Here is a 23,923-nt window from a genome sequence, read left to right as displayed (position 1 = left end):
GTTAAACCAGATGCTTTGCCTATGCAAAGCACCCTTGGTTACCAAACATTGCTTAAGTGCGATGCTTACTCTTGATCCAACTCGATATTAATACCAAGTGAACGAATTTCCTTCAACAATACGTTGAAAGACTCAGGCATGCCTGGTTGCATCTGATGATTACCGTCGACGATGTTCTTATACATCTGAGTACGACCGTTAACGTCATCTGACTTAACTGTAAGCATTTCCTGTAGCGTATAAGCAGCACCATATGCTTCAAGTGCCCATACTTCCATCTCACCGAAACGCTGACCACCGAATTGGGCTTTACCGCCCAATGGTTGTTGAGTCACTAAGCTGTACGAACCGGTAGAACGAGCGTGCATCTTGTCATCAACTAAGTGGTTCAGTTTGAGCATATACATATAACCAACAGTTACTTTACGCTCAAATTCGTTACCAGTACGGCCATCGTATAATGATAGCTGGCCAGAAGTAGGTAAGCCTGCAAGCTCAAGCATTTGCTTGATCTCTTTCTCTTTCGCACCATCAAATGCTGGTGTAGCGACAGGCACACCGCCTTTAAGATGCTTAGCAAGACGAACAACTTCATCGTCTGTGAATGAATCGATATCAACGCGCTGTAACACGTCATCACCTAATTCATACACTTGCTTGATATAGTCACGAAGTTCTGCAATCTCGCGCTGCTCTTCAAGCATAGCAGTAATACGATTACCGATACCTTTAGCTGCAGCACCCATGTGGACCTCTAATACCTGACCGATGTTCATACGCGATGGTACGCCCAATGGGTTTAGTACGATGTCGACAGGATTTCCTTCATGATCGTAAGGCATATCTTCAACTGGACAAATCTTCGAGATAACACCTTTGTTACCATGACGACCTGCCATTTTGTCACCTGGTTGAATAGTACGTTTAACTGCTAAGTAGACTTTAACAATTTTTAGTACACCCGGTGCTAAGTCATCACCTTGAGTGATCTTACGACGCTTAACTTCAAACTTCTTATCAAAATCAGCGCGCAACTCTTCATGCTGCTCAGCTAATTGCTCTAGTTCAGTTTGTTTAGCTTCGTCATCAATCACTTGGATTAGTAGGTCTTTACGTGGGATCTCATCTAATTTTGCTTCAGAGAAACCAGCAGCAAGTAACAAATTACGTGCACGGCCTAATACACCATCTTCAAGAATTTTGAACTCTTCGCCAAGGTCTTTACGAGCTTGACGAACGTGCATTTCTTCAATTTCAAGTGCACGTTTATCTTTTTCAACGCCGTCACGAGTAAATACTTGTACGTCGATGATGGTACCTTTAACAGAGTTAGGTACACGTAAAGAGCTGTCTTTAACGTCAGATGCTTTTTCACCGAAGATGGCACGCAATAACTTCTCTTCTGGAGTTAGCTGAGTTTCACCCTTAGGTGTCACTTTACCAACGAGAATATCGCCACCTTTCACTTCTGCACCAATGTAAACGATACCTGACTCATCTAATTTAGATAAAGCAGACTCTCCTACGTTTGGAATATCAGCCGTGATCTCTTCACTACCCAACTTAGTATCACGAGCAATACATGAAAGCTCTTGAATGTGGATAGTCGTGAAACGGTCTTCCTGCGCAACGCGCTCAGAAATTAAGATCGAATCTTCGAAGTTGTAACCGTTCCAAGGCATGAATGCGATACGCATGTTCTGACCAAGAGCCAAATCACCTAAATCGGTAGATGGGCCATCAGCTAAAACGTCACCACGAACCACAGGTTCACCAACAAAACAACAAGGACGTTGGTTAATACAAGTGTTTTGGTTAGAACGGGTATACTTAGTTAAGTTGTAAATGTCGATACCCGCTTCGCCTGGGCGTAGCTCATCTTCATTTACTTTAACAACAATACGGCTAGCATCAACGTAATCGACCACACCACCACGCTTAGCAGCAACAACCACGCCTGAGTCAACAGCAAGAGTACGTTCAATACCAGTACCCACTAACGGCTTATCAGCACGTAAAGTAGGAACGGCTTGACGTTGCATGTTTGCACCCATCAATGCACGGTTAGCATCATCGTGTTCTAAGAACGGAATAAGTGATGCTGCAACAGAAATAATCTGTTGTGGCGATACGTCCATATACTGAACATCAGCTGCGCGCATAAAGGTAGATTCACCTTTGTGGCGACAAGCAATTTGCTCTTCAACCATGCGACCAGTTGAGTCAACTTCAATGTTTGCCTGTGCAATAACATAACGGCCTTCTTCAATTGCTGATAAGTATTCAACTTCATCAGTAATCACACCATCAACTACCTTGCGGTAAGGTGTCTCTAAGAAACCGTAAGAGTTAGTACGCGCAAAACTTGCTAACGAGTTGATTAGACCAATGTTTGGACCCTCAGGAGTCTCAATTGGACATAAACGACCGTAGTGAGTTGGATGTACGTCACGGACTTCGAAGCCAGCACGCTCACGAGTCAAACCACCTGGGCCAAGTGCAGAAATACGACGCTTGTGCGTAACTTCTGATAGCGGGTTGTTTTGATCCATAAACTGTGACAACTGTGAAGAACCGAAGAATTCTTTTACAGCCGCAGAAATTGGCTTAGCGTTAATTAGGTCTTGAGGCATTAACTCGTTTAAGTCACCTAAAGATAGGCGCTCACGAACTGCACGCTCAACACGAACTAGACCAACACGGAATTGGTTTTCAGCCATCTCACCTACGCTACGAATACGACGGTTACCTAGATGGTCAATATCGTCGACTTCATCATAGCCATTGCGGATTTCGATGATTTTCTTCATTACTGCTACGATATCGTCTTTAGACAATATGCCAGTACCTTCATCTTCTGCAATTTCAAGACGACGGTTGAACTTCATACGACCTACTTTAGATAAGTCATAACGTTCTTCACTGAAGAATAAGTTTTGGAATAAACCTTCAGCAGCATCTTTGGTTGGTGGCTCACCAGGACGCATCATACGATAGATTTCAACTAACGCTTCTAAGCGATTAGTTGTTGAATCAATACGTAATGTGTCAGCAATATAAGCACCATGATCAAGATCATTGATAAATAAAGTATCAATTTCTTTAATGCCAGCTAAAGATAAATTGGCTAAGTCTTCTAACGTGATTTCAGTATTAGCTGTAACTAATACTTCACCAGTATCTTCGTCGATATAGTCTTGTGCAGCATACTTACCAACAATGTAATCAACTGGTACTTCAAGCTCAGTTGTATTGGTTTTTTCTAGCTGTTTAATATGACGAGCTGTAATACGACGACCAGCTTCAACTAATAAGTTGCCTTCAGCATCTTTAATGTCATAGCTTGCTGTTTCGCCACGTAAGCGATCAGGTACTAACGCCATAACTAAAGAGTCTTTCTTAATCTTGAATTGAATACGTTCGAAGAATAAGTCTAAGATATCTTGGGTGCTGTAATCTAAGGCACGTAATATGATAGTCGCAGGTAATTTACGACGACGGTCAATACGTACAAATAAGGCATCTTTTGGATCGAATTCAAAGTCAAGCCATGAACCACGGTAAGGAATAATACGTGCGTTATAAAGCACTTTACCGGAAGAGTGGGTTTTACCACGGTCATGATCAAAGAATACGCCAGGACTACGGTGTAGCTGAGATACGATTACACGCTCAGTACCGTTGATTACGAAAGTCCCATTTTCAGTCATTAATGGGATATCACCCATGTAGACTTCTTGCTCTTTAATGTCTTTTACAGTTCCAGCTGCGGCTTCACGATCAAACAACACCATGCGTAATTTAACGCGTAGTGGAGCAGAATATGTAACACCACGGATCTGACATTCTTTCACATCAAAAACTGGCTCGCCTAGTTTGTAGCTGACATATTGCAGCTCAGAGTAACCAGAAAAGCTCTTGATAGGAAAAACGCTACGAAATGCCGCTTCAAAACCGCGCTCACCCGTAGGGTCTTGATCGGTGAATTTCTTAAAAGAGTCTAACTGGATAGACAACAGATAAGGGATGTCCAAAACTTTTGGACGCTTACCAAAGTCTTTGCGAATACGCTTCTTTTCAGAATAGGAGTAAACCATGGGTTTCCTCTACTTACAAGATGTGACCAAGACTGAAATAAACTTAATTAATTCAGCACGTTTGTCCGTCACCGTTGTCGCAAGAACCTAACCAGTAATCTCTGCTAGGAACTGCTAAAACTGGCGATAAACGGTGATTAAAAATCGCCTGCGCATAAAGCGCAAAAAAGGCCGACGGTTAAAAAACCGCCAGCCTTCACCTAATTGCTTAGGTGACAGGTAAGTTAATTAAAACTTACTTGATTTCAACTTCAGCACCAGCTGCAACTAACTCAGCTTTAAGTGCTTCTGCTTCTTCTTTAGAGATAGCTTCTTTAACTGCTACTGGAGCAGATTCAGCCATAGCTTTAGCTTCTTTTAGGCCTAAACCTGTAGCGCCACGTAATGCTTTAATAACAGCAACTTTGTTAGCACCGTGTGAAGTTAGAACTACGTCAAACTCTGTTTGCTCTTCAGCTGCAGCACCAGCGTCAGCACCGCCAGCTACAACAGCAGCAGCAGCAGAAACGCCGAATTTTTCTTCCATAGCTTCGATTAGTTCAACAACTTCCATTACAGACATTGCTGCAAAAGCTTCTAAGATTTGATCTTTAGTGATAGACATTAGAAATATTTCCTATTGTTCTGAATTCAATTTAATTAAGCAGCTAATAAAATATTAAGCGGCTTCTTTCTGATCGCGTAGGGCGGCCAATGTACGTACAAACTTGCCAGCAGATGCTTCTTTCATAGTCATCATTAACTGAGCTAGTGCTTCTTCGTATGTTGGTAGTTTCGCTAAACGATCAATATCAGCTGCAGGGATAAATTCCCCTTCGAAAGCTGCACCTTTAACTTCAAACTTTTCTTGCGCTTTAGCGAAATCTTTTAAAAGACGCGCTGCAGCACCTGGATGATCAGTAGAAAAAGCTAATAAAGTTGGGCCAGTGAACGTTTCTGCAAGGCATTCAAATGAAGTACCTTCAACAGCACGTTTAGCTAATGTGTTACGTACTACACGTACATATACATTTGCTTCACGAGCTGCTTTACGCAGACCGGTCATAGCGCCTACAGTTACACCGCGAGAATCGGCAACAACTGCAGAAAGTGCACCTTTGGCAGCTTCGTTGACTTCAGCAACAATTGCCTTTTTGTCTTCGAGTCTTAATGCCATTGGCTTTACTCCTGGATTCTACCTAGGGTTAACCCTAGTATTTACCAAACCAAGCACAACATGTACTTAGTTACTTACGGTGCAGAGATTCCAGCAGAAAAAATTCTATCTGGGGCCTGTCACCGTCTACGCAGGAAATTAAGTAAATCGTTAGAAAAACACCTGCGGTCTTGGACGGAAGCCGACTTTTTATTCAGATTTAGTTAAAAATCAGACTAAATTACGGCTTCAACCCACAAAGTGCGCGCATTATAAACTAATGCACGCAATTTGTAAAATTACTTAACGTCTTCCAAGCTAGCTTGGTCAACTGCAACACCTGCACCCATAGTGGTAGAGATGCTAACTTTTTTCACGTAAACGCCTTTTGCAACTGCAGGCTTAGCCTTTTTCAGTGCAGACACTAACGCTTCTAAGTTTTCTTTAAGTTGTTCTGTGGTGAAATCCACTTTACCAATGGTAGTGTGAATAATACCGTTCTTGTCGTTGCGGTAACGAACTTGACCAGCTTTTGCATTTTTAACTGCTTCAGCAACGTTTGGCGTTACAGTACCAGTCTTAGGGTTAGGCATTAAACCACGTGGACCTAAGATTTGACCTAACATACCAACAACGCGCATTGCGTCTGGAGATGCGATAACAACGTCAAAGTTCATTTCACCAGCTTTAACTTGTGCAGCTAGATCATCCATACCCACAAGTTCGGCGCCAGCTTCTTTAGCAGCTTCAGCGTTTGCACCTTGTGTGAATACAGCAACACGAACTTCACGACCAGTACCGTGAGGAAGTACAGTAGCACCACGCACGTTTTGATCTGATTTACGAGGATCGATACCTAGGTTTACAGCTACGTCTACACTTTCAACAAACTTAGCAGTTGCTAATTCTTTTAAAAGAGCCACAGCTTCGTTGATGTCATACAATTTTGTTGCATCAACTTTTTCGCGGATTACGCGAGCGCGCTTAGTTAGCTTTGCCATTATATTAGTCCTCTACTACCAAACCCATTGAACGTGCAGTACCTTCAATTGAGCGAGTCATCGCTTCAATGTCAGCACCAGTCATATCAGCGGCTTTAGTTTCAGCAATTTCCTGAACAGCGCTACGCTTGATAGTTCCTACTTTTTGAGTGTTAGGACGACCAGAACCTGATTTCAAACCAGCTGCTTTAAGCAGTAGGAAAGACGCAGGAGGAGTCTTAGTTTCAAAAGTGAAAGAACGGTCGTTATAAACAGTGATCACAACAGGAATTGGCATACCTTTTTCGAACTTTTCAGTACGAGCGTTGAATGCTTTACAGAATTCCATGATGTTCACACCTTTTTGACCTAAAGCAGGACCAACTGGTGGAGATGGGTTTGCAGCACCGGCTGCTACTTGTAGCTTAATATAAGCTTCAATTTTCTTTGCCATGTCGACATTTCCTCTATTTGGGTTCAAACGCATCTCGGCGACATGCCAATCTGCTCCCCTGAAAACAACGGGTGCGGATTATACAAAAATCCTCACCCGCAAACAATTACTTTTTGTGGTTATTTTAATCAGCTTTTTTCAACTTGATTAAAATCTAGTTCTACTGGTGTAGAACGACCGAAAATCATAACTGAAACCTTTACACGACTCTTATCGTAATCCACTTCTTCGATTGTGCCGTTAAAGTCAGCAAAAGGACCGTCACATACACGAACCACTTCACCAGGTTCGTAGATAACACGATGAGTAGGTGAACTAACTGTGTCTTGTAAACGTTGTAAAATCGCGTTGGCTTCTTTGTCAGAAATCGGCGCTGGACGATCTGAAGTACCACCAATAAAGCCCATCACACGTGGGATGCTCTTCACTAAATGCCAACTTTCATCGTTCATTTCCATCTGCACTAATACATAGCCAGGAAAAAACTTACGTTCACTTTTACGACGCTGTCCTGCACGCATTTCAACAACTTCTTCGGTAGGCACTAAAATCTCACCAAAGTAATGTTCCATATTGTGCATTTTGATATGCTCAAGCAGTGTTTTTAATACACGGCCTTCATAGCCTGAAAAGGCCTGAATCACATACCATCTTTTTTTCGCTTCTGTAGCTTCAGTCATCTTAAATGCCTATACGCCTGTAATTAAATTCACAACTCGCAACAAGATTGCATCCAGACCCCAAAGGATCAATGCAACAACTGCTGTTGCAGCAAGTACAATAAAAGTCGTGTTAAGTGCTTCTTGGCGAGTTGGCCAAATCACTTTACGCACTTCGATGTGCGCTTCACGAGCAAAAGATAGTGCTTGCTTGCCTTTTACGGTTTGGAAGGCAATGAAACCAGCAATTGCAAAAGTAACAATTACGCCAGCGGTACGTGCAACTACGCTAGCTTCAGCAAAAAATTGGTTTGCAACAACTGCAGCTGCGATTAGCAGTACAGCTATGCCCCATTTTACGATATCCAGAGAGTTACCCTGGCTTTCAGTATTTGTTGTCATCGGTTAATTCCGTTACTCACTACGACCTGAGCTTAGTAACAGCTTTGCTGTCACACTATTATTCCGAGCATTCCCAGAAACTATACAGCACAGGGTCAAAAATCGGCCATAGATTGTATTCTGATTCGGCTTTATTCGCAACAAATCAGGCAATGTTATCGGCACAAATCAGAAAAATAGTTTGATTTTATTAATGAAGCACCATAGACAAAAAAGGAAGCCGAAGCTTCCTTTTAATTAGTGTGAACTAAAGTCGCTATTAAGCGATGATTTTAGCTACAACACCAGCACCAACTGTACGGCCACCTTCACGAATTGCGAAGCGTAAACCTTCGTCCATCGCGATTGGGTAGATTAGAGTAACAACCATCTTAATGTTGTCACCAGGCATTACCATTTCTACGCCTTCTGGTAACTCGATAGTACCTGTTACGTCAGTTGTACGGAAGTAGAACTGTGGACGGTAACCTTTGAAGAATGGAGTGTGACGACCACCTTCTTCTTTTGATAACACGTATACTTCTGATTCAAAAGTTGTATGTGGAGTGATTGTTCCTGGCTTAGCTAGTACTTGACCACGTTCTACGTCATCACGCTTAGTACCACGTAATAACACACCACAGTTCTCACCTGCACGACCTTCGTCAAGCAGTTTACGGAACATTTCTACACCAGTACAAGTTGTCTTAGTGGTTTCTTTTACACCAACAATTTCAACTTCATCTGATACGCGGATGATACCACGCTCAACACGACCTGTTACCACTGTACCACGACCTGAAATCGAGAATACGTCTTCGATTGGTAGTAGGAATGGCTTATCGATATCACGCTCTGGCTCTGGAATATAAGTATCAAGCGCTTCTGCTAACTCAAGTACTTTTGCTTCCCATGCTGCATCGCCTTCTAACGCTTTTAATGCAGAACCTTGGATTACTGGTAAGTCATCACCTGGGAAGTCATACTCTGAAAGAAGTTCACGAACTTCCATTTCTACTAATTCTAGTAACTCTTCGTCATCTACCATGTCACACTTGTTCATGAATACGATGATGAAAGGTACACCAACCTGACGTGAAAGCAGGATGTGCTCACGTGTTTGAGGCATTGGACCGTCAGTTGCAGCTACTACTAAGATTGCGCCATCCATCTGTGCAGCACCAGTGATCATGTTTTTAACATAATCCGCGTGACCTGGACAGTCTACGTGTGCGTAGTGACGAGTTGGTGTGTCATACTCGATGTGAGAAGTATTAATAGTAATACCGCGCTCACGCTCTTCTGGAGCGTTATCGATTTGTGCAAAGTTTTTAACTTCACCACCATAAGTCTTAGATAAAACAGCAGAGATAGCTGCAGTTAAAGTTGTTTTACCATGGTCAACGTGACCGATGGTGCCTACGTTTACGTGGGGCTTAGAACGTTCAAATTTAGCTTTTGCCATGGTATTGCCTCAATCCAATAGTTTGGTGATGGAAACGCACATATAATAAAAATCCGATGTATTAAGTACACATCGAATCGTTTAATTTAGTTAGGAACTTAATATGGTAGGTTGATACTGAAAGGGTAGCTATTATTGCCGACCTCACCTTTGTTTAGATGTGCTCTACAAACTGAGCTATATCAGCATTCAAATTTTGGAGCGGATGGCGGGAATCGAACCCGCGTTATCAGCTTGGAAGGCTGGAGTAATACCATTATACGACATCCGCGCAACCTACATAGGCTACCTAACTAGAAAATGGTGGAGGGAGAAGGATTCGAACCTTCGAAGGCTGAGCCGTCAGATTTACAGTCTGATCCCTTTGGCCACTCGGGAACCCCTCCAGAAAATGGTGCCGGCACCAAGAGTCGAACTCGGGACCTACTGATTACAAGTCAGTTGCTCTACCAACTGAGCTATGCCGGCTAATCATTTCGGAAACGGATATTAGGTAAATGTTCGCACAAGTGCAATAGAAAAATTATAAAAAAGCTAAAAAAAGTCTTAATCGATGTTTTTTTGTGCTCAAATGCCATTTCAAGCTAGATTTTTAATCAATTTCAATTATCAACTAGGTAATTGAATGGCAAAGTATTGTCGAGGTATTAGGGATCGTGTACTGTGCCAAACTCATTATAAAGGTTGGTTAGGTCAATGAAAAACTCCATTCAAGAAGCTTTATATCTTTCTTTTCAGCGCCAGCAATGGTCCAAATTAAGAAAATCAGTTCCATTGACTCTCAGTCAAGAAGAACTTGAAGACCTTCGTGGTATGAATGAAAAGTTATCATTGGACGAAGTTACCGATATCTATCTTCCCTTGAGTCGTTTATTAAATCTTATCGTGGGAGCAAAACAACAACGCGGTATGATAGTCAATAAATTTCTTGAGCAGAACTCGTCGCAGTCCCCCTACATCATCAGCATTGCTGGTAGTGTCGCAGTAGGTAAAAGTACTACTGCTCGTATTTTACAAACTTTGCTTCAACGTTGGCCTGAGCATCCAAAGGTAGATCTTGTAACCACTGATGGATTTTTATATCCATTAGCAGATTTAAAGCGCAAAGGCTTACTACAGCGCAAAGGCTTTCCTGAAAGCTATGACATGAAAATGTTGGTTGATTTTATATCGGCCGTAAAAGCGGGAGAAACTAAAGTCCTTGCACCTATCTATTCACATGTTACCTATGATAGATGCCATGATAAAAATCAAGTTATTGAACAACCCGATATTCTAATTTTAGAAGGCCTTAATGTACTTCAAACCGGTTTAGATTCCCCCGTTGATATCCGCAGACCATTTGTATCGGACTTTGTAGACTTTTCTATTTATGTAGATGCTGAAGAATCGTTATTGAAGAACTGGTATCAACAACGGTTTTTGCAATTTCGAAAAGGCGCATTTAGCGATCCTAATTCATTTTTCCATCACTATGCGGGTTTATCAGATGAGGAAGCCAACACCATATCAGCTAACATCTGGGACACCATTAACGGTCCCAATTTAAAGTTAAATATTCAACCCACTCGTGAAAGGGCCAACTTAATACTTAAAAAAGGTCAAAACCATCTCATGGATATTGTTTTACTGCGTAAATAACTATTAATAGCGCCTAAAGGGCATTAGGCGCTACGCAAACTAATTTCACCACCAATATAAGCTTTTACACTGTCTTCGGTCTCAATCAGCACTGCACCTTGTTCATCAATACCTTTGTAAAGACCGCATACTTCATTAGGTGACATGATCAATCTAATTGGTTGATTATCATACAAGTCATATTTCGCCCATTGCTTAATAAACGGCGCTAAACCAAATTTAGCAAACGTCTGAATATCTTGCTTTAATTGTTTGTGCAAACAAATAAGCAATTCAGTCTTATTAAGCGGCTCCATTAAACCACTTAAATCACTCCAAGGTTGATCAATTAACTCTCCCTGAGACAAAGGCATATTGAGATTAATTCCAAAACCAATAACTAACGATGTGCTACTTTGGGGAGTCGGTACCATTTCTATCAAAATGCCCGCAAGCTTCTTACCCTCTAAGTAGATATCATTTGGCCATTTTAACCCTAAACCCGTCACGCTAAGGTGCGACAACCCCTCAACAATGGAGCAAGCAATAACAAGGCTTAATCCCACCGTTTTAGCGGGTGGTTGATCGAACTGCCAGAACAAAGATGCATACAAGTGATGAGCATACGGAGATACCCATTGACGACCTCTACGCCCACGACCTGCAGACTGATATTCACTAACACAAATATCACCAGATTTTAAATCTTCATAATGATTCAGCAAAAAGCTATTAGTGCTTGTAATCTCATCAAAGTAAAAGCATCTATTATCGATTCCGTTAATTAATTTTTGCTCATCTACTAGCGTAATAGGAGTTGCAAGTTTATACCCCTTGCCTTTAACGCTAAAAATCTCAATTCCATAATCTGCTAGCGAATTGATATGTTGATTAATCGCCATACGAGACAAGCCTAATTCATTTGCTAACCATTCACCTGATACAAAATTCTTGGCATTGAGTAAGGCTAATATTTCTCGTTTACGAACCCAATGATTATTCATGATAAAATCACTTCTCCAAATTCAGCAATTATCCTAGGCTCAACTTCCAATTGCACATCAAACCGCTGTTCAATCTCATCAATTATTTTCAAAGCTAAATTACAAACATCGGCCCCTGTCGCACTATTGTTATTGACAATAACCAAAGCCTGTTGCTGATGAATACATGCACCACCAACACACACTCCTTTCAACCCAGCGTTATCAATTAACCACCCCGCTGCCAATTTATGTTGAGAGTTATCTAAGTTGTAATGCACCATATTCGGGAATTCAGTCAGTAACTGCTTAAGCTTTTCAGTATCGATTATTGGATTTTTAAAAAAACTACCCACATTGCCCAATACTCGAGGATCAGGCAGTTTAGATGCTCGCGTTTTGCACACTAAATCTACAATCATATCCGCATCAACTGTTTCTTTATTCAAAGAAGTCAGCGGCACATAAGAAAGATTCGGCTTCCAACATCTTGATAATTTCAAGGTGACAGCAGTGATTAAAACTTTATTCCTCAATTGCTGTTTAAAAATAGATTCTCGATAAGAAAATTGACAATCTTGATTACTGATTTCATACATTTCACCAGCATCCAAATCAACAAATTCGACAGAATGACAGACATCAGCAAGCTCAACACCGTAAGCACCAATATTTTGGATAGGCGCTGCACCAACCGAACCTGGGATCAGTGCTAAATTTTCAATGCCATAGATACCATGAGCAAGACAATATTTCACAAGATCATGCCAATTTTCACCTGCTTCGACAGTTAAATATACATTTTCGGCATCTTCCTGTTGAGTAATGCCCTTTGTATCCACCTGAATGACAGTTCCCGCAAAATTTTCTGAGAATACAACATTACTACCGCCGCCTAAGATCAGCATAGCCCGATCAGAATGATATGTTTCATAGCAGACATTAACTAATTCTTGCTTATCAGAGATTGAAAGAAACTCATCACAACAAACATCCAATCCAAGGGTATTAATTTCACGCAAACTGGCAGGCATAACAGATACTATTCAGGTCATATACAATTAATACATTGTAACAGGCTTCTTTACTTATGTAGAAGTACAGCTTTTTTGATGTTCAAAAATGATAAAAAGCAAAAAGCACATTACGTTAATAAAGGGCTTTTTGGCTTTAATTGGCGCTTGGAAATGACATACTTTCACATGGGCATATCGAGCACACTATCGTTTGTTGCAAAGCTTCAATAGTATTTGATAAGCACTATTCGATATTAAAAAACCAAAATGCAAAAAGCCCGTTACGTTAGTAACGGGCTTTTTGGCTTTAATTGGCATCTGGAAATGACCTACTCTCACATGGGGAGACCCCACACTACCATCGGCGATACTGTGTTTCACTTCTGAGTTCGGAATGGGATCAGGTGGGACCACAGCTCTATGGTTTCCAGACAAACTTTTCTCTAGGGCATAACACTAGACTATTCGTGGTGCTGATACCCAGAATCGAACTGGGGACCTCATCCTTACCAAGGATGCGCTCTACCGACTGAGCCATATCAGCAAAACTCAGTATGTCTTTTTTAAAAAGACATCAAGCTTAATGCTTGTATTAATTTAGCGCCTGGAAATGACCTACTCTCACATGGGGAGACCCCACACTACCATCGGCGATACTGTGTTTCACTTCTGAGTTCGGAATGGGATCAGGTGGGACCACAGCTCTATGGTTTCCAGACAAATTTGTCTATTTAACGCCTTGGCATTAAATAATAATTCGGAAAGCTGATTTGAGTTCACACTGCTTAAGTGCTTTATCCTAATACTAAGTATCAGTACGACCTCCACGGAAGGAGGAAGTGCTTTAAACGTCTGGAACGTTTTAAGTAAAACCCATCTGGGTTGTATGGTTAAGCCTCACGAGTCATTAGTACATGTTAGCTCAACGCCTCACAACGCTTACACACCATGCCTATCAACGTCCTAGTCTCGAACGGCTCTTTAGAGGTCTTAAAGACCTAGGGATGACTCATCTTAGGGCTCGCTTCCCGCTTAGATGCTTTCAGCGGTTATCGATTCCGAACGTAGCTACCGGGCAATGCTATTGGCATAACAACCCGAACACCAGCGGTTCGTCCACTCCGGTCCTCTCGTACTAGGAGCAGCTCCCTTCAATCATCCAACGCCCACGGCAGATAGGGACCGAACTGTCTCACGACGTTCTGAACCCAGCTCGCGTACCACTTTAAATGGCGAACAGCCATACCCTTGGGACCGACTTCAGCCCCAGGATGTGATGAGCCGACATCGAGGTGCCAAACACCGCCGTCGATATGAACTCTTGGGCGGTATCAGCCTGTTATCCCCGGAGTACCTTTTATCCGTTGAGCGATGGCCCTTCCATTCAGAACCACCGGATCACTATGACCTACTTTCGTACCTGCTCGACGTGTATGTCTCGCAGTTAAGCTGGCTTATGCCATTGCACTAACCGTACGATGTCCGACCGTACTTAGCCAACCTTCGTGCTCCTCCGTTACTCTTTGGGAGGAGACCGCCCCAGTCAAACTACCCACCAGGCACTGTCCTCAACCCCGATTAGGGGCCAGAGTTAGAACATCAACACTACAAGGGTGGTATTTCAAGGACGACTCCACACAAACTAGCGTTCATGCTTCAAAGTCTCCCACCTATCCTACACATGTAGGGTCAATGTTCAGTGCCAAGCTATAGTAAAGGTTCACGGGGTCTTTCCGTCTAGCCGCGGGTATACGGCATCTTCACCGCAATTTCAACTTCACTGAGTCTCGGCTGGAGACAGCGTGGCCATCATTACGCCATTCGTGCAGGTCGGAACTTACCCGACAAGGAATTTCGCTACCTTAGGACCGTTATAGTTACGGCCGCCGTTTACCGGGGCTTCGATCATGAGCTTCTCTTGCGATAACCCAATCAATTAACCTTCCGGCACCGGGCAGGCGTCACACCGTATACGTCATCTTGCGATTTTGCACAGTGCTGTGTTTTTGATAAACAGTTGCAGCCACCTGGTATCTGCGACTCCCAGCAGCTTAGAGAGCAAGTCTCATCACCACCAGGAGCGTACCTTCTCCCGAAGTTACGGTACCATTTTGCCTAGTTCCTTCAGCCGAGTTCTCTCAAGCGCCTTGGTATTCTCTACCCGACCACCTGTGTCGGTTTGGGGTACGATTCCCGCTAACCTGAAGCTTAGAAGATTTTCCTGGAAGCATGGCATCAACTACTTCATCACCTTAGTGACTCGTCATCAGCTCTCAGCGTTATGTGTTCCCGGATTTGCCTAAGAACACCGCCTACTACCTTAAACGCGGACTACCAACGCCGCGCTAGCCTAGCCTTCTCCGTCTCTCCATCGCAGTTAGCGGAAGTACAGAAATATTAATCTGTTTCCCATCGATTACGCCTTTCGGCCTCACCTTAGGGGTCGACTCACCCTGCCCCGATTAACGTTGGACAGGAACCCTTGGTCTTTCGGCGAGGGAGTTTTTCACTCCCTTTATCGTTACTCATGTCAGCATTCGCACTTCTGATACCTCCAGCGTGGGTTACCCCTTCACCTTCAACGGCTTACAGAACGCTCCTCTACCGCTTGCACCTAAGTGCAAACCCGTAGCTTCGGTGTATTGCTTAGCCCCGTTACATCTTCCGCGCAGGCCGACTCGACTAGTGAGCTATTACGCTTTCTTTAAATGATGGCTGCTTCTAAGCCAACATCCTAGCTGTCTAAGCCTTCCCACATCGTTTCCCACTTAGCAATAACTTTGGGACCTTAGCTGACGGTCTGGGTTGTTTCCCTTTTGACGACGGACGTTAGCACCCGCCGTCTGTCTCCCGAGTAGTACTCATTGGTATTCGGAGTTTGCAAAGGGTTGGTAAGTCGGGATGACCCCCTAGCCTTAACAGTGCTCTACCCCCAATGGTATTCGCTCGAGGCGCTACCTAAATAGCTTTCGAGGAGAACCAGATATCTCCCGGTTTGATTGGCCTTTCACCCCCAGCCACAAGTCATCCGCTCATTTTTCAACATAAGTCGGTTCGGTCCTCCAGTTGATGTTACTCAACCTTCAACCTGCCCATGGCTAGATCACCGGGTTTCGGGTCTACGCCTTGCAACTAAACGCGCAGTTAACACTCGGTTTCCCTACGGCTCCGCTATTCGCTTAACCTCGCTACAAAACGTAAGTCGCTGACCCATTATACAAAAGGTACGCAGTCACGGTCTCAAGAACCGCTCCCACTGCTTGTACGTATACGGTTTCAGGTTCTATTTCACTCCCCTCACAGGGGTTCTTTTCGCCTTTCCCTCACGGTACTGGTTCACTATCGGTCAGTCAGGAGTATTTAGCCTTGGAGGATGGTCCCCCATATTCAAACAGGATATCACGTGTCCCGCCTTACTCGTTTTCATCAATGGTTAGTTTTCGTGTACGGGGCTATCACCCTGTGCCGCTGTGCTTTCCAACACATTCCACTAACACCCCACTGACTTAAGGGCTAATCCCCGTTCGCTCGCCGCTACTAGGGGAATCTCGGTTGATTTCTTTTCCTCCGGGTACTTAGATGTTTCAGTTCCCCGGGTTTGCCTCCTACAGCTATGTATTCACTGCAGGATAGTTGCTTATGCAACTGGGTTTCCCCATTCGGACATCGTTAGCTCAAATGCTTGTTACTAGCTCGCCAACGCTTTTCGCAAGTTACTACGTCCTTCATCGCCTCTGACTGCCAAGGCATCCACCGTATACGCTTAGTCACTTAACCATACAACCCAAATGAGTTTCACTTGAGCTGTATTGCAACTAGCTGGTTTTTACTTTGATAATTCATGCACTTTCGCACACGAAATCGCCTTAGTTTTAGAATATTCAAGACACTTAAACAGTGTTTTGAGAACTCAATGTTTAATACTTATCGTATTAAACGATTTGTAAGTAATCACATGACAGACTCATGTAATTAAATACTATCAGCTTTCCAAATTGTTAAAGAACGGGCTTAAAAAAGCCAAAGATAAATTTCTCATTTATCTTTGGCATCTCTATCCATATACAGTGTAAATGGTGGAGCTATGCGGGATCGAACCGCAGACCTCCTGCGTGCAAGGCAGGCGCTCTCCCAGCTGAGCTATAGCCCCATTTACATGCAGTTGAGAATTACGTTTACGTTATTACCAAATCATTTCTAATCAAGGCGGTTGATGACGACATTTAGTTTACTAAACGACTTATCAGCCAACGCAGAATAGGAAAGATTTTGGTGGGTCAGAGTGGACTTGAACCACCGACCTCACCCTTATCAGGGGTGCGCTCTAACCAGCTGAGCTACAGACCCAACGTAATTTCTCTTTTCTTCTATCAAGTAATCTGTGTGAACACTCAGCAAATATTGAGTTAGTCGTATAGGTAAGGAGGTGATCCAGCCCCAGGTTCCCCTAGGGCTACCTTGTTACGACTTCACCCCAGTCATGAACCACAAAGTGGTGAGCGTTCTCCCGAAGGTTAAACTACCCACTTCTTTTGCAGCCCACTCCCATGGTGTGACGGGCGGTGTGTACAAGGCCCGGGAACGTATTCACCGTAGCATTCTGATCTACGATTACTAGCGATTCCGACTTCATGGAGTCGAGTTGCAGACTCCAATCCGGACTACGACGAGCTTTGTGAGATTAGCTCCACCTCGCGGCTTTGCAACCCTCTGTACTCGCCATTGTAGCACGTGTGTAGCCCTACTCGTAAGGGCCATGATGACTTGACGTCGTCCCCACCTTCCTCCGGTTTATCACCGGCAGTCTCCCTAAAGTTCCCACCATTACGTGCTGGCAAATAAGGATAGGGGTTGCGCTCGTTGCGGGACTTAACCCAACATTTCACAACACGAGCTGACGACAGCCATGCAGCACCTGTCTCAGAGTTCCCGAAGGCACCAATCCATCTCTGGAAAGTTCTCTGGATGTCAAGAGTAGGTAAGGTTCTTCGCGTTGCATCGAATTAAACCACATGCTCCACCGCTTGTGCGGGCCCCCGTCAATTCATTTGAGTTTTAACCTTGCGGCCGTACTCCCCAGGCGGTCTACTTAATGCGTTAGCTTGAGAGCCCAGTGTTCAAGACACCAAACTCCGAGTAGACATCGTTTACGGCGTGGACTACCAGGGTATCTAATCCTGTTTGCTCCCCACGCTTTCGTGCATGAGCGTCAGTCTTTGTCCAGGGGGCCGCCTTCGCCACCGGTATTCCTTCAGATCTCTACGCATTTCACCGCTACACCTGAAATTCTACCCCCCTCTACAAGACTCTAGTTACTCAGTTCCAAATGCAATTCCCAGGTTGAGCCCGGGGCTTTCACATCTGGCTTAAATAACCGCCTGCGCACGCTTTACGCCCAGTAATTCCGATTAACGCTCGGACCCTCCGTATTACCGCGGCTGCTGGCACGGAGTTAGCCGGTCCTTCTTCTGTAGGTAACGTCACAGCTAACAAGTATTAATTGCTAACCTTTCCTCCCTACTGAAAGTGCTTTACAACCCGAAGGCCTTCTTCACACACGCGGCATGGCTGCATCAGGCTTTCGCCCATTGTGCAATATTCCCCACTGCTGCCTCCCGTAGGAGTCTGGGCCGTGTCTCAGTCCCAGTGTGGCTGATCATCCTCTCAGAACAGCTAGGGATCGTCGCCTTGGTGAGCCATTACCTCACCAACTAGCTAATCCCACCTAGGTTCATCCAATCGCGGAAGGCCCGAAGGTCCCCTCCTTTCCCCCGTAGGGCGTATGCGGTATTAGCAGTCGTTTCCAACTGTTATCCCCCTCGACTGGGCAGATCCCTAGGCATTACTCACCCGTCCGCCGCTCGCCGGCAAAGATAGCAAGCTATCTTCCCGCTGCCGCTCGACTTGCATGTGTTAGGCCTGCCGCCAGCGTTCAATCTGAGCCATGATCAAACTCTTCAATTAAAAGTTTTTTCGAACTAAGTTCGACTCAATGAATTCTACTGTCATGCGCTAACTCTATTTAAAGAGTTAACTTGTCTAGTATGAACATTCTATTGAGATTTAAATTTTTGATTGCTTCCTAAGAAGCAATTTCGAATAACTCAATACCTGTGAATGTCCACACAGATTACTTGATAAATTGTTAAAGAGCGTTGACCGTTTCAACCGGTCAGGGCTGCGTATTTTACGCATTCCCGTTGTGGCGTCAAGTGTTTTTTCAAACTTTCTTTTCGCCTTAATTTGATTGCCTATTTGCTAATCAAATCAAGCTGGCTCGGTGTTGGCTATTGCTGTCTGCCGTGTCAGTGGATGCGCATTATAGGCAGATAAGATTTTAGCGCAAGAGGCAATATCGATCTTTTTATCCGACCGTCGATCTTTTGTTCAAATTGTATATTTGGAGTTCAATGACTACGTATTTGTTAGCCTAATCGGACAAAAAACGTGTATTTTTCATATTTAAGCTAATTTTAAGGTCGTTTTTTCAACACTACACTGGTTAATCTGCTGATTATTAATTAACATATAGCGGTTTTTTAACAGTTATTTTTCAATTTTCATTTTATTAGAGATTATTTTATGCAGAAATCATTCGTGATTGTATTAGTTTCGGCGCTTGTAGGTGCTTTTGTTTTTTTCCAATTTGTTAATATTGCTGCTTCTGTAGCTTTTATCGCTGGGATTGTAACCGCTAGTTTAATTTTTAGTTTTATTCCATCAAGTCAAGCTAAGGGATCTGATGAGCCTTACGTTGGACCAACAATGACTTTATATGTAGGTAACTTGCCTTATCGTGTACATGAAGGTGAAGTGAAGGAGTTGTTTGGTGAGTATGGTCCAGTGAATAGCGTGCGTTTAGTTCGAGATCGTAAAACTGGTCGTCGTAAAGGTTTTGGTTTTGTTGAAATGTCTGAAGCAGGTGCTCAAAAAGCAATGGGCAAATTAAACGACTACACTTTTCAAGAACGTACTCTGAAGGTAAGAGAGGCCAAGTCACAAGAATCAGAAGGTTCTGACTCTGCTAATTAATTTTACTTGCTGCCACTTCACCAAGTGACAGCTCAATTAACCAGTTATGTGATTAACAGATGTGAATCCGTAACTGGTTAATGCTTTATATAATCCCGCTGTAATTTCTCTTGTATAACTCACCGCTAAATGGCCACTACTTTTATTAGTTGATTGAATTAGTGATTTCACTCTATTCGCTATTGCTGAACCAGAATCCAACAATTTTATATCATCACCTAATATTTGCTGTATTTGTTGGGCGATGATTGGGAAATGAGTACAACCTAGCACCAACACATCCATATCAGCTTGTTTTATTGGTTCTAGAATATTGGCTAGCTGGGTTTGATTTATCTCACCTTGGGCGACATATTCTTCAGCCATCAATACCAGCTCTGATGATCCAAAAAGGATAACTTGGCAATCATGAGCAAACTGATTAATTAATTCATTTGTGTAATCGCGTTTTACTGTACCGGGAGTGGCTAGCAGTCCAATACGCTTTTTTACTGATATTGTTGCTGCAGGCTTAATTGCTGGCACAACACCCACAACCGGAATCGATAACCTATCTCTAAGTGCCGGTAAAACCAATGTGCTTGCGGTATTGCAAGCAACAACAACTATACTAGGATTAATTTTTGCTACTTGCTGCTCAATCAATGCAACACAGCCATTTACTAAATCTTGCTCACTTAAGTCACCGTATGGCAATCGAGCATTATCAAACAAATAATGATAATCATGCTGTGGTAACAGTTTACGAATTTCTGTCAGAACCGATAAACCACCAATACCTGAGTCGAATACAAGAATAGGTTCTAACAAAATTATCTCCATTAAAAAAGTGATGCTTAATCACACTATGATGTTTACATTGGATATCAGCGCTATTTGTTATAAAATTTGCGCCCTTTTTTATTGCCTTTGGTGGACAAGATGAATTTAGCAGCCATGGATCCTAAAAACTATGATGCGCAACTCGAGCAAAAACGTATCAAGCTTGAACAAATTTTTGCTGAGTTCTCTCCACCAGCACTAGAGGTCTTCCCTTCCGAACCTGCGCATTATCGTATGCGGACCGAATTTAGAATGTGGCACGAGGGTGACGACTTATATTACTACATGTTCGATAAAGAGCTGAATGAGAAAGTGCGTTGTGATCAATATATTGCAGCTAGCACCCTGATTAACCAAATGATGACAGCGTTAATTAATGAATTGAAGCTTAATCCGGCGTTACGTCACAAGTTATTCCAAGTCGATTTTCTTTCAACTCTAAGTGGCGAGATCTTAGTGTCTTTGCTTTATCACCGTCAATTAGATGATGAGTGGTTATCACAAGCAAAATTATTAAAAGCCAAATTATCTGAACAATTTAATGTCAATATCATTGGTCGTGCCCGCAAGCAAAAAATTGATTTAGATAGAGAGTTTGTGGTTGAAACTTTAACAGTTAATGGTCAAACGCTGCATTATAAACAAATTGAAAACAGTTTTACGCAACCCAATGCCAAAGTATCGGTCAAAATGCTTGAATGGGCCATCGATGCCACTAAAAACAGCCAAGGTGATTTACTTGAGCTCTATTGTGGCAATGGCAATTTCTCTATTGCACTCGCACAAAACTTTAATAAGGTTTTAGCCACTGAACTAGCAAAACCGTCAGTTGATGCAGCACAATTTAATATTGAAATAAATAAAGTCGATAATCTACAAATCATTCGCATGTCAGCAGAAGACTTTAGCGATGCCATGGCTAAAAAGCGTAGTTTTAGACGTTTAGAAGGAATTGATTTAGACAGCTACGATTGCAACACGATATTTGTTGACCCACCGCGTGCTGGGATTGACGATGAAACCTTAAAGCTAGTGCAAGGCTATGAGCGAATTTTATATATTTCTTGTAATCCACAAACCTTAAAAGATAACTTACAAACCCTAAGTGCTACTCATAAAATCACTCGTTTCGCCTTATTTGATCAGTTCCCATACACTGACCATATGGAATCAGGTGTTTTGTTAGAGCGAAAGTAAACCTATCGGATTAATCCACACCATTAAAAAGGGCAGATTGAATCTGCCCTTTTTGTCACTTAATGCTACATCGACTAACTGCTTCGCTCAGCTTTTAAATCCATCTTATGCTGTAGCGCCTCAGCGCCAGTCGCCACAATACGCAAATGCAATACCAGTTGGTCCGCCAATAACTTGCGCTCGCTGCGCTTCAAATCTAACGCACTCGCTCCAGCATTGAACACCAAAGTCACTAATGCCTCAGCTTGCGCACGTGCAAGCAGCGGATGACGATTGGCATGAACTTCTGTGTAGTGAGTCAATTCAGATATAAAGTGTTCAATTTCACGCTCTACCGCAGCGCGAAAAGCCGCTGATGTACCCGATCGCTCATGTAATAAAATACGAAAAACGTTGGGATTAGACTCAAGCACTTCCATAAAGGTGTCGACCGAAATTCGGATCACACTCCCCCCCGCTTCCGCACGTTGCCTGCCCTTGCGCATCATTTGTCGTAAAGTTAGTCCACCTTCATCAACCATGGTTAACCCAAGCTCATTCATGTCTTTAAAATGACGATAAAAAGAGGTTGGTGCTATGCCCGCCTCGCGAGCGACTTCACGTAAGCTCAAACTAGAAAAACTACGCTCTGCACTTAATTGATTAAATGCCGCATCCACTAATGCGCGACGAGTTTTCTCTTTTTGTTGTGCTCTTACACCCATTTAACAGCCCGTTTAGTCAATAATAATTAACAGATAATAGCGCTTTTATTCGTAAAACGCAGCCTTAATGAACTTGACCGCAAGGCAATCAGAGGCTAAATTAGCGTACATATGTACGCTCAATTAATCTGGTCTTATAATCTAAAGCTTGCAGGATATATATTTAATGAAAAAACCTCCTATTATTTGGCTTAACACTCTGCTGTTTGCCATCACTTTTATTGGTGCTATTGTGCTGGTTCCTTGGCGTGGTATTGCTCATGGTTTTGATGGCATAGAATGGTTGGCATTTGTGGTTTTAGCCTATGCAAGCGGGCTATCAATCACTGCTGGTTATCATAGATTGTGGTCTCATAAAGCGTATAAAGCGCATCCTGCAATGCGAGTTCTGTTTGCTTTAGGCGGTGCGTTAGCACTTCAAAACAGCGCACTACATTGGTGTAGTGATCACAGGGTTCACCACAAACATGTTGATAATAATGATAAAGATCCCTATTCAGCCAAAATGGGATTCTGGTATAGCCACATTGGTTGGATGCTGCGTGAGTATCAAGCGAGCCGCTATAGCGATTATAACAACGTACGCGACTTACAAAATGACCCCATCGTTATGTGGCAACATAAGCATTACCTTGCACTTGTTATATTAATGAACATAGGTCTACCAGCATTCTTAGGCTGGTTAAATGGTGATATTATTTCAATGGTATTACTGGCGGGCTTATTACGTTTGGTGGTTGTTCACCACTGCACCTTCTTTATTAACTCGTTAGCCCACATTTGGGGTAAACAACCGTACACTAACAAAAACACCGCCCGTGATAACGCCTTTTTAGCTTTGTTAACCTATGGTGAGGGTTATCACAATTTTCATCATATTTTCGAAAATGATTATCGTAATGGCATCAAGTGGTGGGATTACGACCCAACTAAGTGGTTGATTAAACTAATGAGTTGGACAGGCTTAGCCAAGGATCTTCGTAAAGCCCCCAAGAGCGTATTGAAGCCGCTAAATTGCAAATGCAGTTATTAAGGGTTAAGCGCAAAGTCGCTCATTTACCTAATTGCGATGAGATGGTTGAAAAATTTCAAACCGAATACGAGCTAATGAAGCAGCACTTAATGGAATACTACCAAGCGAAAAAGAGTTTGCTTGAGGCCAAACGTAAGCAAATTGCGGTGGGCAGTTTGAACCAGCAAGTTCAAGAATTGCGCCAGCGCTTTTTAGCACAGCAGCGTCATTGGAAATCATTAACTGCCGCTTATGCATAATCGCTAACGACTTAACGGTAAAGGCCACGTCAAAGCGTGGTCTTTTTGTATCTGACCTAAGCACCTTCGCAACCTTAAATACCTTAAACTGCGCAGATTAAGGTCA

General features: G+C 43.0%; 15 protein-coding genes, 6 tRNA genes, 4 rRNA genes and 1 pseudogene. 4 read left to right on the top strand and 22 right to left on the bottom strand.

The window, feature by feature from the left end; all coding sequences use genetic code 11:
• Positions 1-65 precede the first annotated feature (65 nt).
• The 11 genes from rpoB to HBH39_RS00665 form a co-directional block, all read right to left on the bottom strand.
• Positions 66-4,097 carry a DNA-directed RNA polymerase subunit beta gene (gene rpoB, locus HBH39_RS00715; RefSeq protein ID WP_167674682.1) on the bottom strand — a complete coding sequence of 1,344 codons (4,032 nt, stop codon included), beginning with the start codon at positions 4,095-4,097 and terminating at the stop codon, positions 66-68.
• A 235-nt stretch (positions 4,098-4,332) separates the two neighbouring features.
• A complete protein-coding gene (rplL, locus tag HBH39_RS00710) occupies positions 4,333-4,701 on the bottom strand; it encodes a 50S ribosomal protein L7/L12 (protein ID WP_167674680.1) in 369 nt (122 codons plus the stop codon).
• A gap of 54 nt (positions 4,702-4,755) precedes the next feature.
• Positions 4,756-5,253 carry a 50S ribosomal protein L10 gene (gene rplJ / locus HBH39_RS00705; RefSeq protein ID WP_167674678.1) on the bottom strand — a complete coding sequence of 166 codons (498 nt, stop codon included), beginning with the start codon at positions 5,251-5,253 and terminating at the stop codon, positions 4,756-4,758.
• 278 nt (positions 5,254-5,531) lie between these two features.
• On the bottom strand, positions 5,532-6,233 hold the full coding sequence (gene rplA / locus HBH39_RS00700) for a 50S ribosomal protein L1 (RefSeq protein ID WP_167674676.1): 702 nt from the start codon (positions 6,231-6,233) through the stop codon (positions 5,532-5,534).
• Positions 6,234-6,237: 4 nt separating this feature from the next.
• On the bottom strand, positions 6,238-6,666 hold the full coding sequence (gene rplK / locus HBH39_RS00695) for a 50S ribosomal protein L11 (RefSeq protein ID WP_160056465.1): 429 nt from the start codon (positions 6,664-6,666) through the stop codon (positions 6,238-6,240).
• A gap of 128 nt (positions 6,667-6,794) precedes the next feature.
• Entirely contained in the window at positions 6,795-7,346 is a 552-nt protein-coding gene (gene nusG, locus HBH39_RS00690) for a transcription termination/antitermination protein NusG (protein WP_167674674.1), read from the bottom strand.
• A gap of 9 nt (positions 7,347-7,355) precedes the next feature.
• The gene (secE, locus tag HBH39_RS00685) at positions 7,356-7,727 is read right to left on the bottom strand and encodes a preprotein translocase subunit SecE (RefSeq protein WP_167674672.1); all 372 of its coding nucleotides are present in this window, start codon (positions 7,725-7,727) and stop codon (positions 7,356-7,358) included.
• 259 nt (positions 7,728-7,986) lie between these two features.
• Positions 7,987-9,171: an elongation factor Tu gene (gene tuf / locus HBH39_RS00680; protein WP_167674670.1), complete on the bottom strand. Its 1,185-nt coding sequence runs from the start codon at positions 9,169-9,171 to the stop codon at positions 7,987-7,989.
• 197 nt (positions 9,172-9,368) lie between these two features.
• Positions 9,369-9,442, bottom strand: a tRNA-Gly gene (locus tag HBH39_RS00675).
• A 30-nt stretch (positions 9,443-9,472) separates the two neighbouring features.
• Positions 9,473-9,557: transfer RNA gene (locus HBH39_RS00670), tRNA-Tyr, on the bottom strand.
• Positions 9,558-9,563: 6 nt separating this feature from the next.
• Positions 9,564-9,639 (bottom strand) — tRNA-Thr (locus HBH39_RS00665).
• Positions 9,640-9,867: 228 nt separating this feature from the next.
• On the opposite strand from HBH39_RS00665, the gene coaA reads away from it, so the two are divergent.
• Entirely contained in the window at positions 9,868-10,812 is a 945-nt protein-coding gene (coaA, locus tag HBH39_RS00660) for a type I pantothenate kinase (RefSeq protein ID WP_167674668.1), read from the top strand.
• 23 nt (positions 10,813-10,835) lie between these two features.
• Here coaA and birA read toward each other — a convergent pair whose 3' ends face one another.
• From birA to HBH39_RS00615, 9 genes are all read right to left on the bottom strand, one after another.
• On the bottom strand, positions 10,836-11,795 hold the full coding sequence (birA, locus tag HBH39_RS00655; protein ID WP_167674666.1) for a bifunctional biotin--[acetyl-CoA-carboxylase] ligase/biotin operon repressor BirA: 960 nt from the start codon (positions 11,793-11,795) through the stop codon (positions 10,836-10,838).
• Positions 11,792-12,808, bottom strand: a complete 1,017-nt coding sequence (murB, locus tag HBH39_RS00650; RefSeq protein WP_167674664.1) for a UDP-N-acetylmuramate dehydrogenase — start codon at positions 12,806-12,808, stop codon at positions 11,792-11,794. The genes birA and murB overlap by 4 nt, the downstream gene beginning before the upstream one ends.
• 298 nt (positions 12,809-13,106) lie before the next feature.
• Positions 13,107-13,222 (bottom strand): 5S ribosomal RNA (gene rrf / locus HBH39_RS00645).
• 36 nt (positions 13,223-13,258) lie between these two features.
• Positions 13,259-13,334: transfer RNA gene (locus tag HBH39_RS00640), tRNA-Thr, on the bottom strand.
• Between the two features lie 58 nt (positions 13,335-13,392).
• Positions 13,393-13,508, bottom strand: a 5S ribosomal RNA gene (gene rrf / locus HBH39_RS00635).
• A gap of 168 nt (positions 13,509-13,676) precedes the next feature.
• Positions 13,677-16,567 (bottom strand): 23S ribosomal RNA (locus HBH39_RS00630).
• 297 nt (positions 16,568-16,864) lie between these two features.
• Positions 16,865-16,940: transfer RNA gene (locus tag HBH39_RS00625), tRNA-Ala, on the bottom strand.
• A 120-nt stretch (positions 16,941-17,060) separates the two neighbouring features.
• A tRNA-Ile gene (locus tag HBH39_RS00620) sits at positions 17,061-17,137 on the bottom strand.
• Between the two features lie 72 nt (positions 17,138-17,209).
• A 16S ribosomal RNA gene (locus HBH39_RS00615) occupies positions 17,210-18,754 on the bottom strand.
• Together the 16S, 23S and 5S rRNA genes with 3 tRNA genes alongside form the textbook arrangement of a ribosomal RNA operon.
• 618 nt (positions 18,755-19,372) lie before the next feature.
• On the opposite strand from HBH39_RS00615, the gene HBH39_RS00610 reads away from it, so the two are divergent.
• The gene (locus tag HBH39_RS00610) at positions 19,373-19,822 is read left to right on the top strand and encodes an RNA recognition motif domain-containing protein (RefSeq protein WP_167674662.1); all 450 of its coding nucleotides are present in this window, start codon (positions 19,373-19,375) and stop codon (positions 19,820-19,822) included.
• 36 nt (positions 19,823-19,858) lie between these two features.
• On the opposite strand, the gene murI is transcribed toward HBH39_RS00610, so the two are convergent.
• The gene (gene murI / locus HBH39_RS00605; protein WP_167674660.1) at positions 19,859-20,632 is read right to left on the bottom strand and encodes a glutamate racemase; all 774 of its coding nucleotides are present in this window, start codon (positions 20,630-20,632) and stop codon (positions 19,859-19,861) included.
• A 111-nt stretch (positions 20,633-20,743) separates the two neighbouring features.
• On the opposite strand from murI, the gene trmA reads away from it, so the two are divergent.
• Positions 20,744-21,841, top strand: a complete 1,098-nt coding sequence (trmA, locus tag HBH39_RS00600) for a tRNA (uridine(54)-C5)-methyltransferase TrmA (RefSeq protein WP_167674658.1) — start codon at positions 20,744-20,746, stop codon at positions 21,839-21,841.
• A 74-nt stretch (positions 21,842-21,915) separates the two neighbouring features.
• On the opposite strand, the gene fabR is transcribed toward trmA, so the two are convergent.
• Positions 21,916-22,545, bottom strand: coding sequence for an HTH-type transcriptional repressor FabR (fabR, locus tag HBH39_RS00595; RefSeq protein WP_167674656.1), 630 nt, complete (start codon positions 22,543-22,545; stop codon positions 21,916-21,918).
• A 166-nt stretch (positions 22,546-22,711) separates the two neighbouring features.
• Between fabR and HBH39_RS00590 the strand changes: the two are divergent.
• A pseudogene (locus HBH39_RS00590) lies at positions 22,712-23,817 on the top strand (fatty acid desaturase).
• Positions 23,818-23,923 lie beyond the last annotated feature (106 nt).

Origin of the sequence: Shewanella aestuarii (assembly GCF_011765625.1) — a bacterium.
Lineage (GTDB): Bacteria > Pseudomonadota > Gammaproteobacteria > Enterobacterales > Shewanellaceae > Shewanella > Shewanella aestuarii_A.
This window is presented reverse-complemented; position numbering and strand designations above follow the sequence as displayed.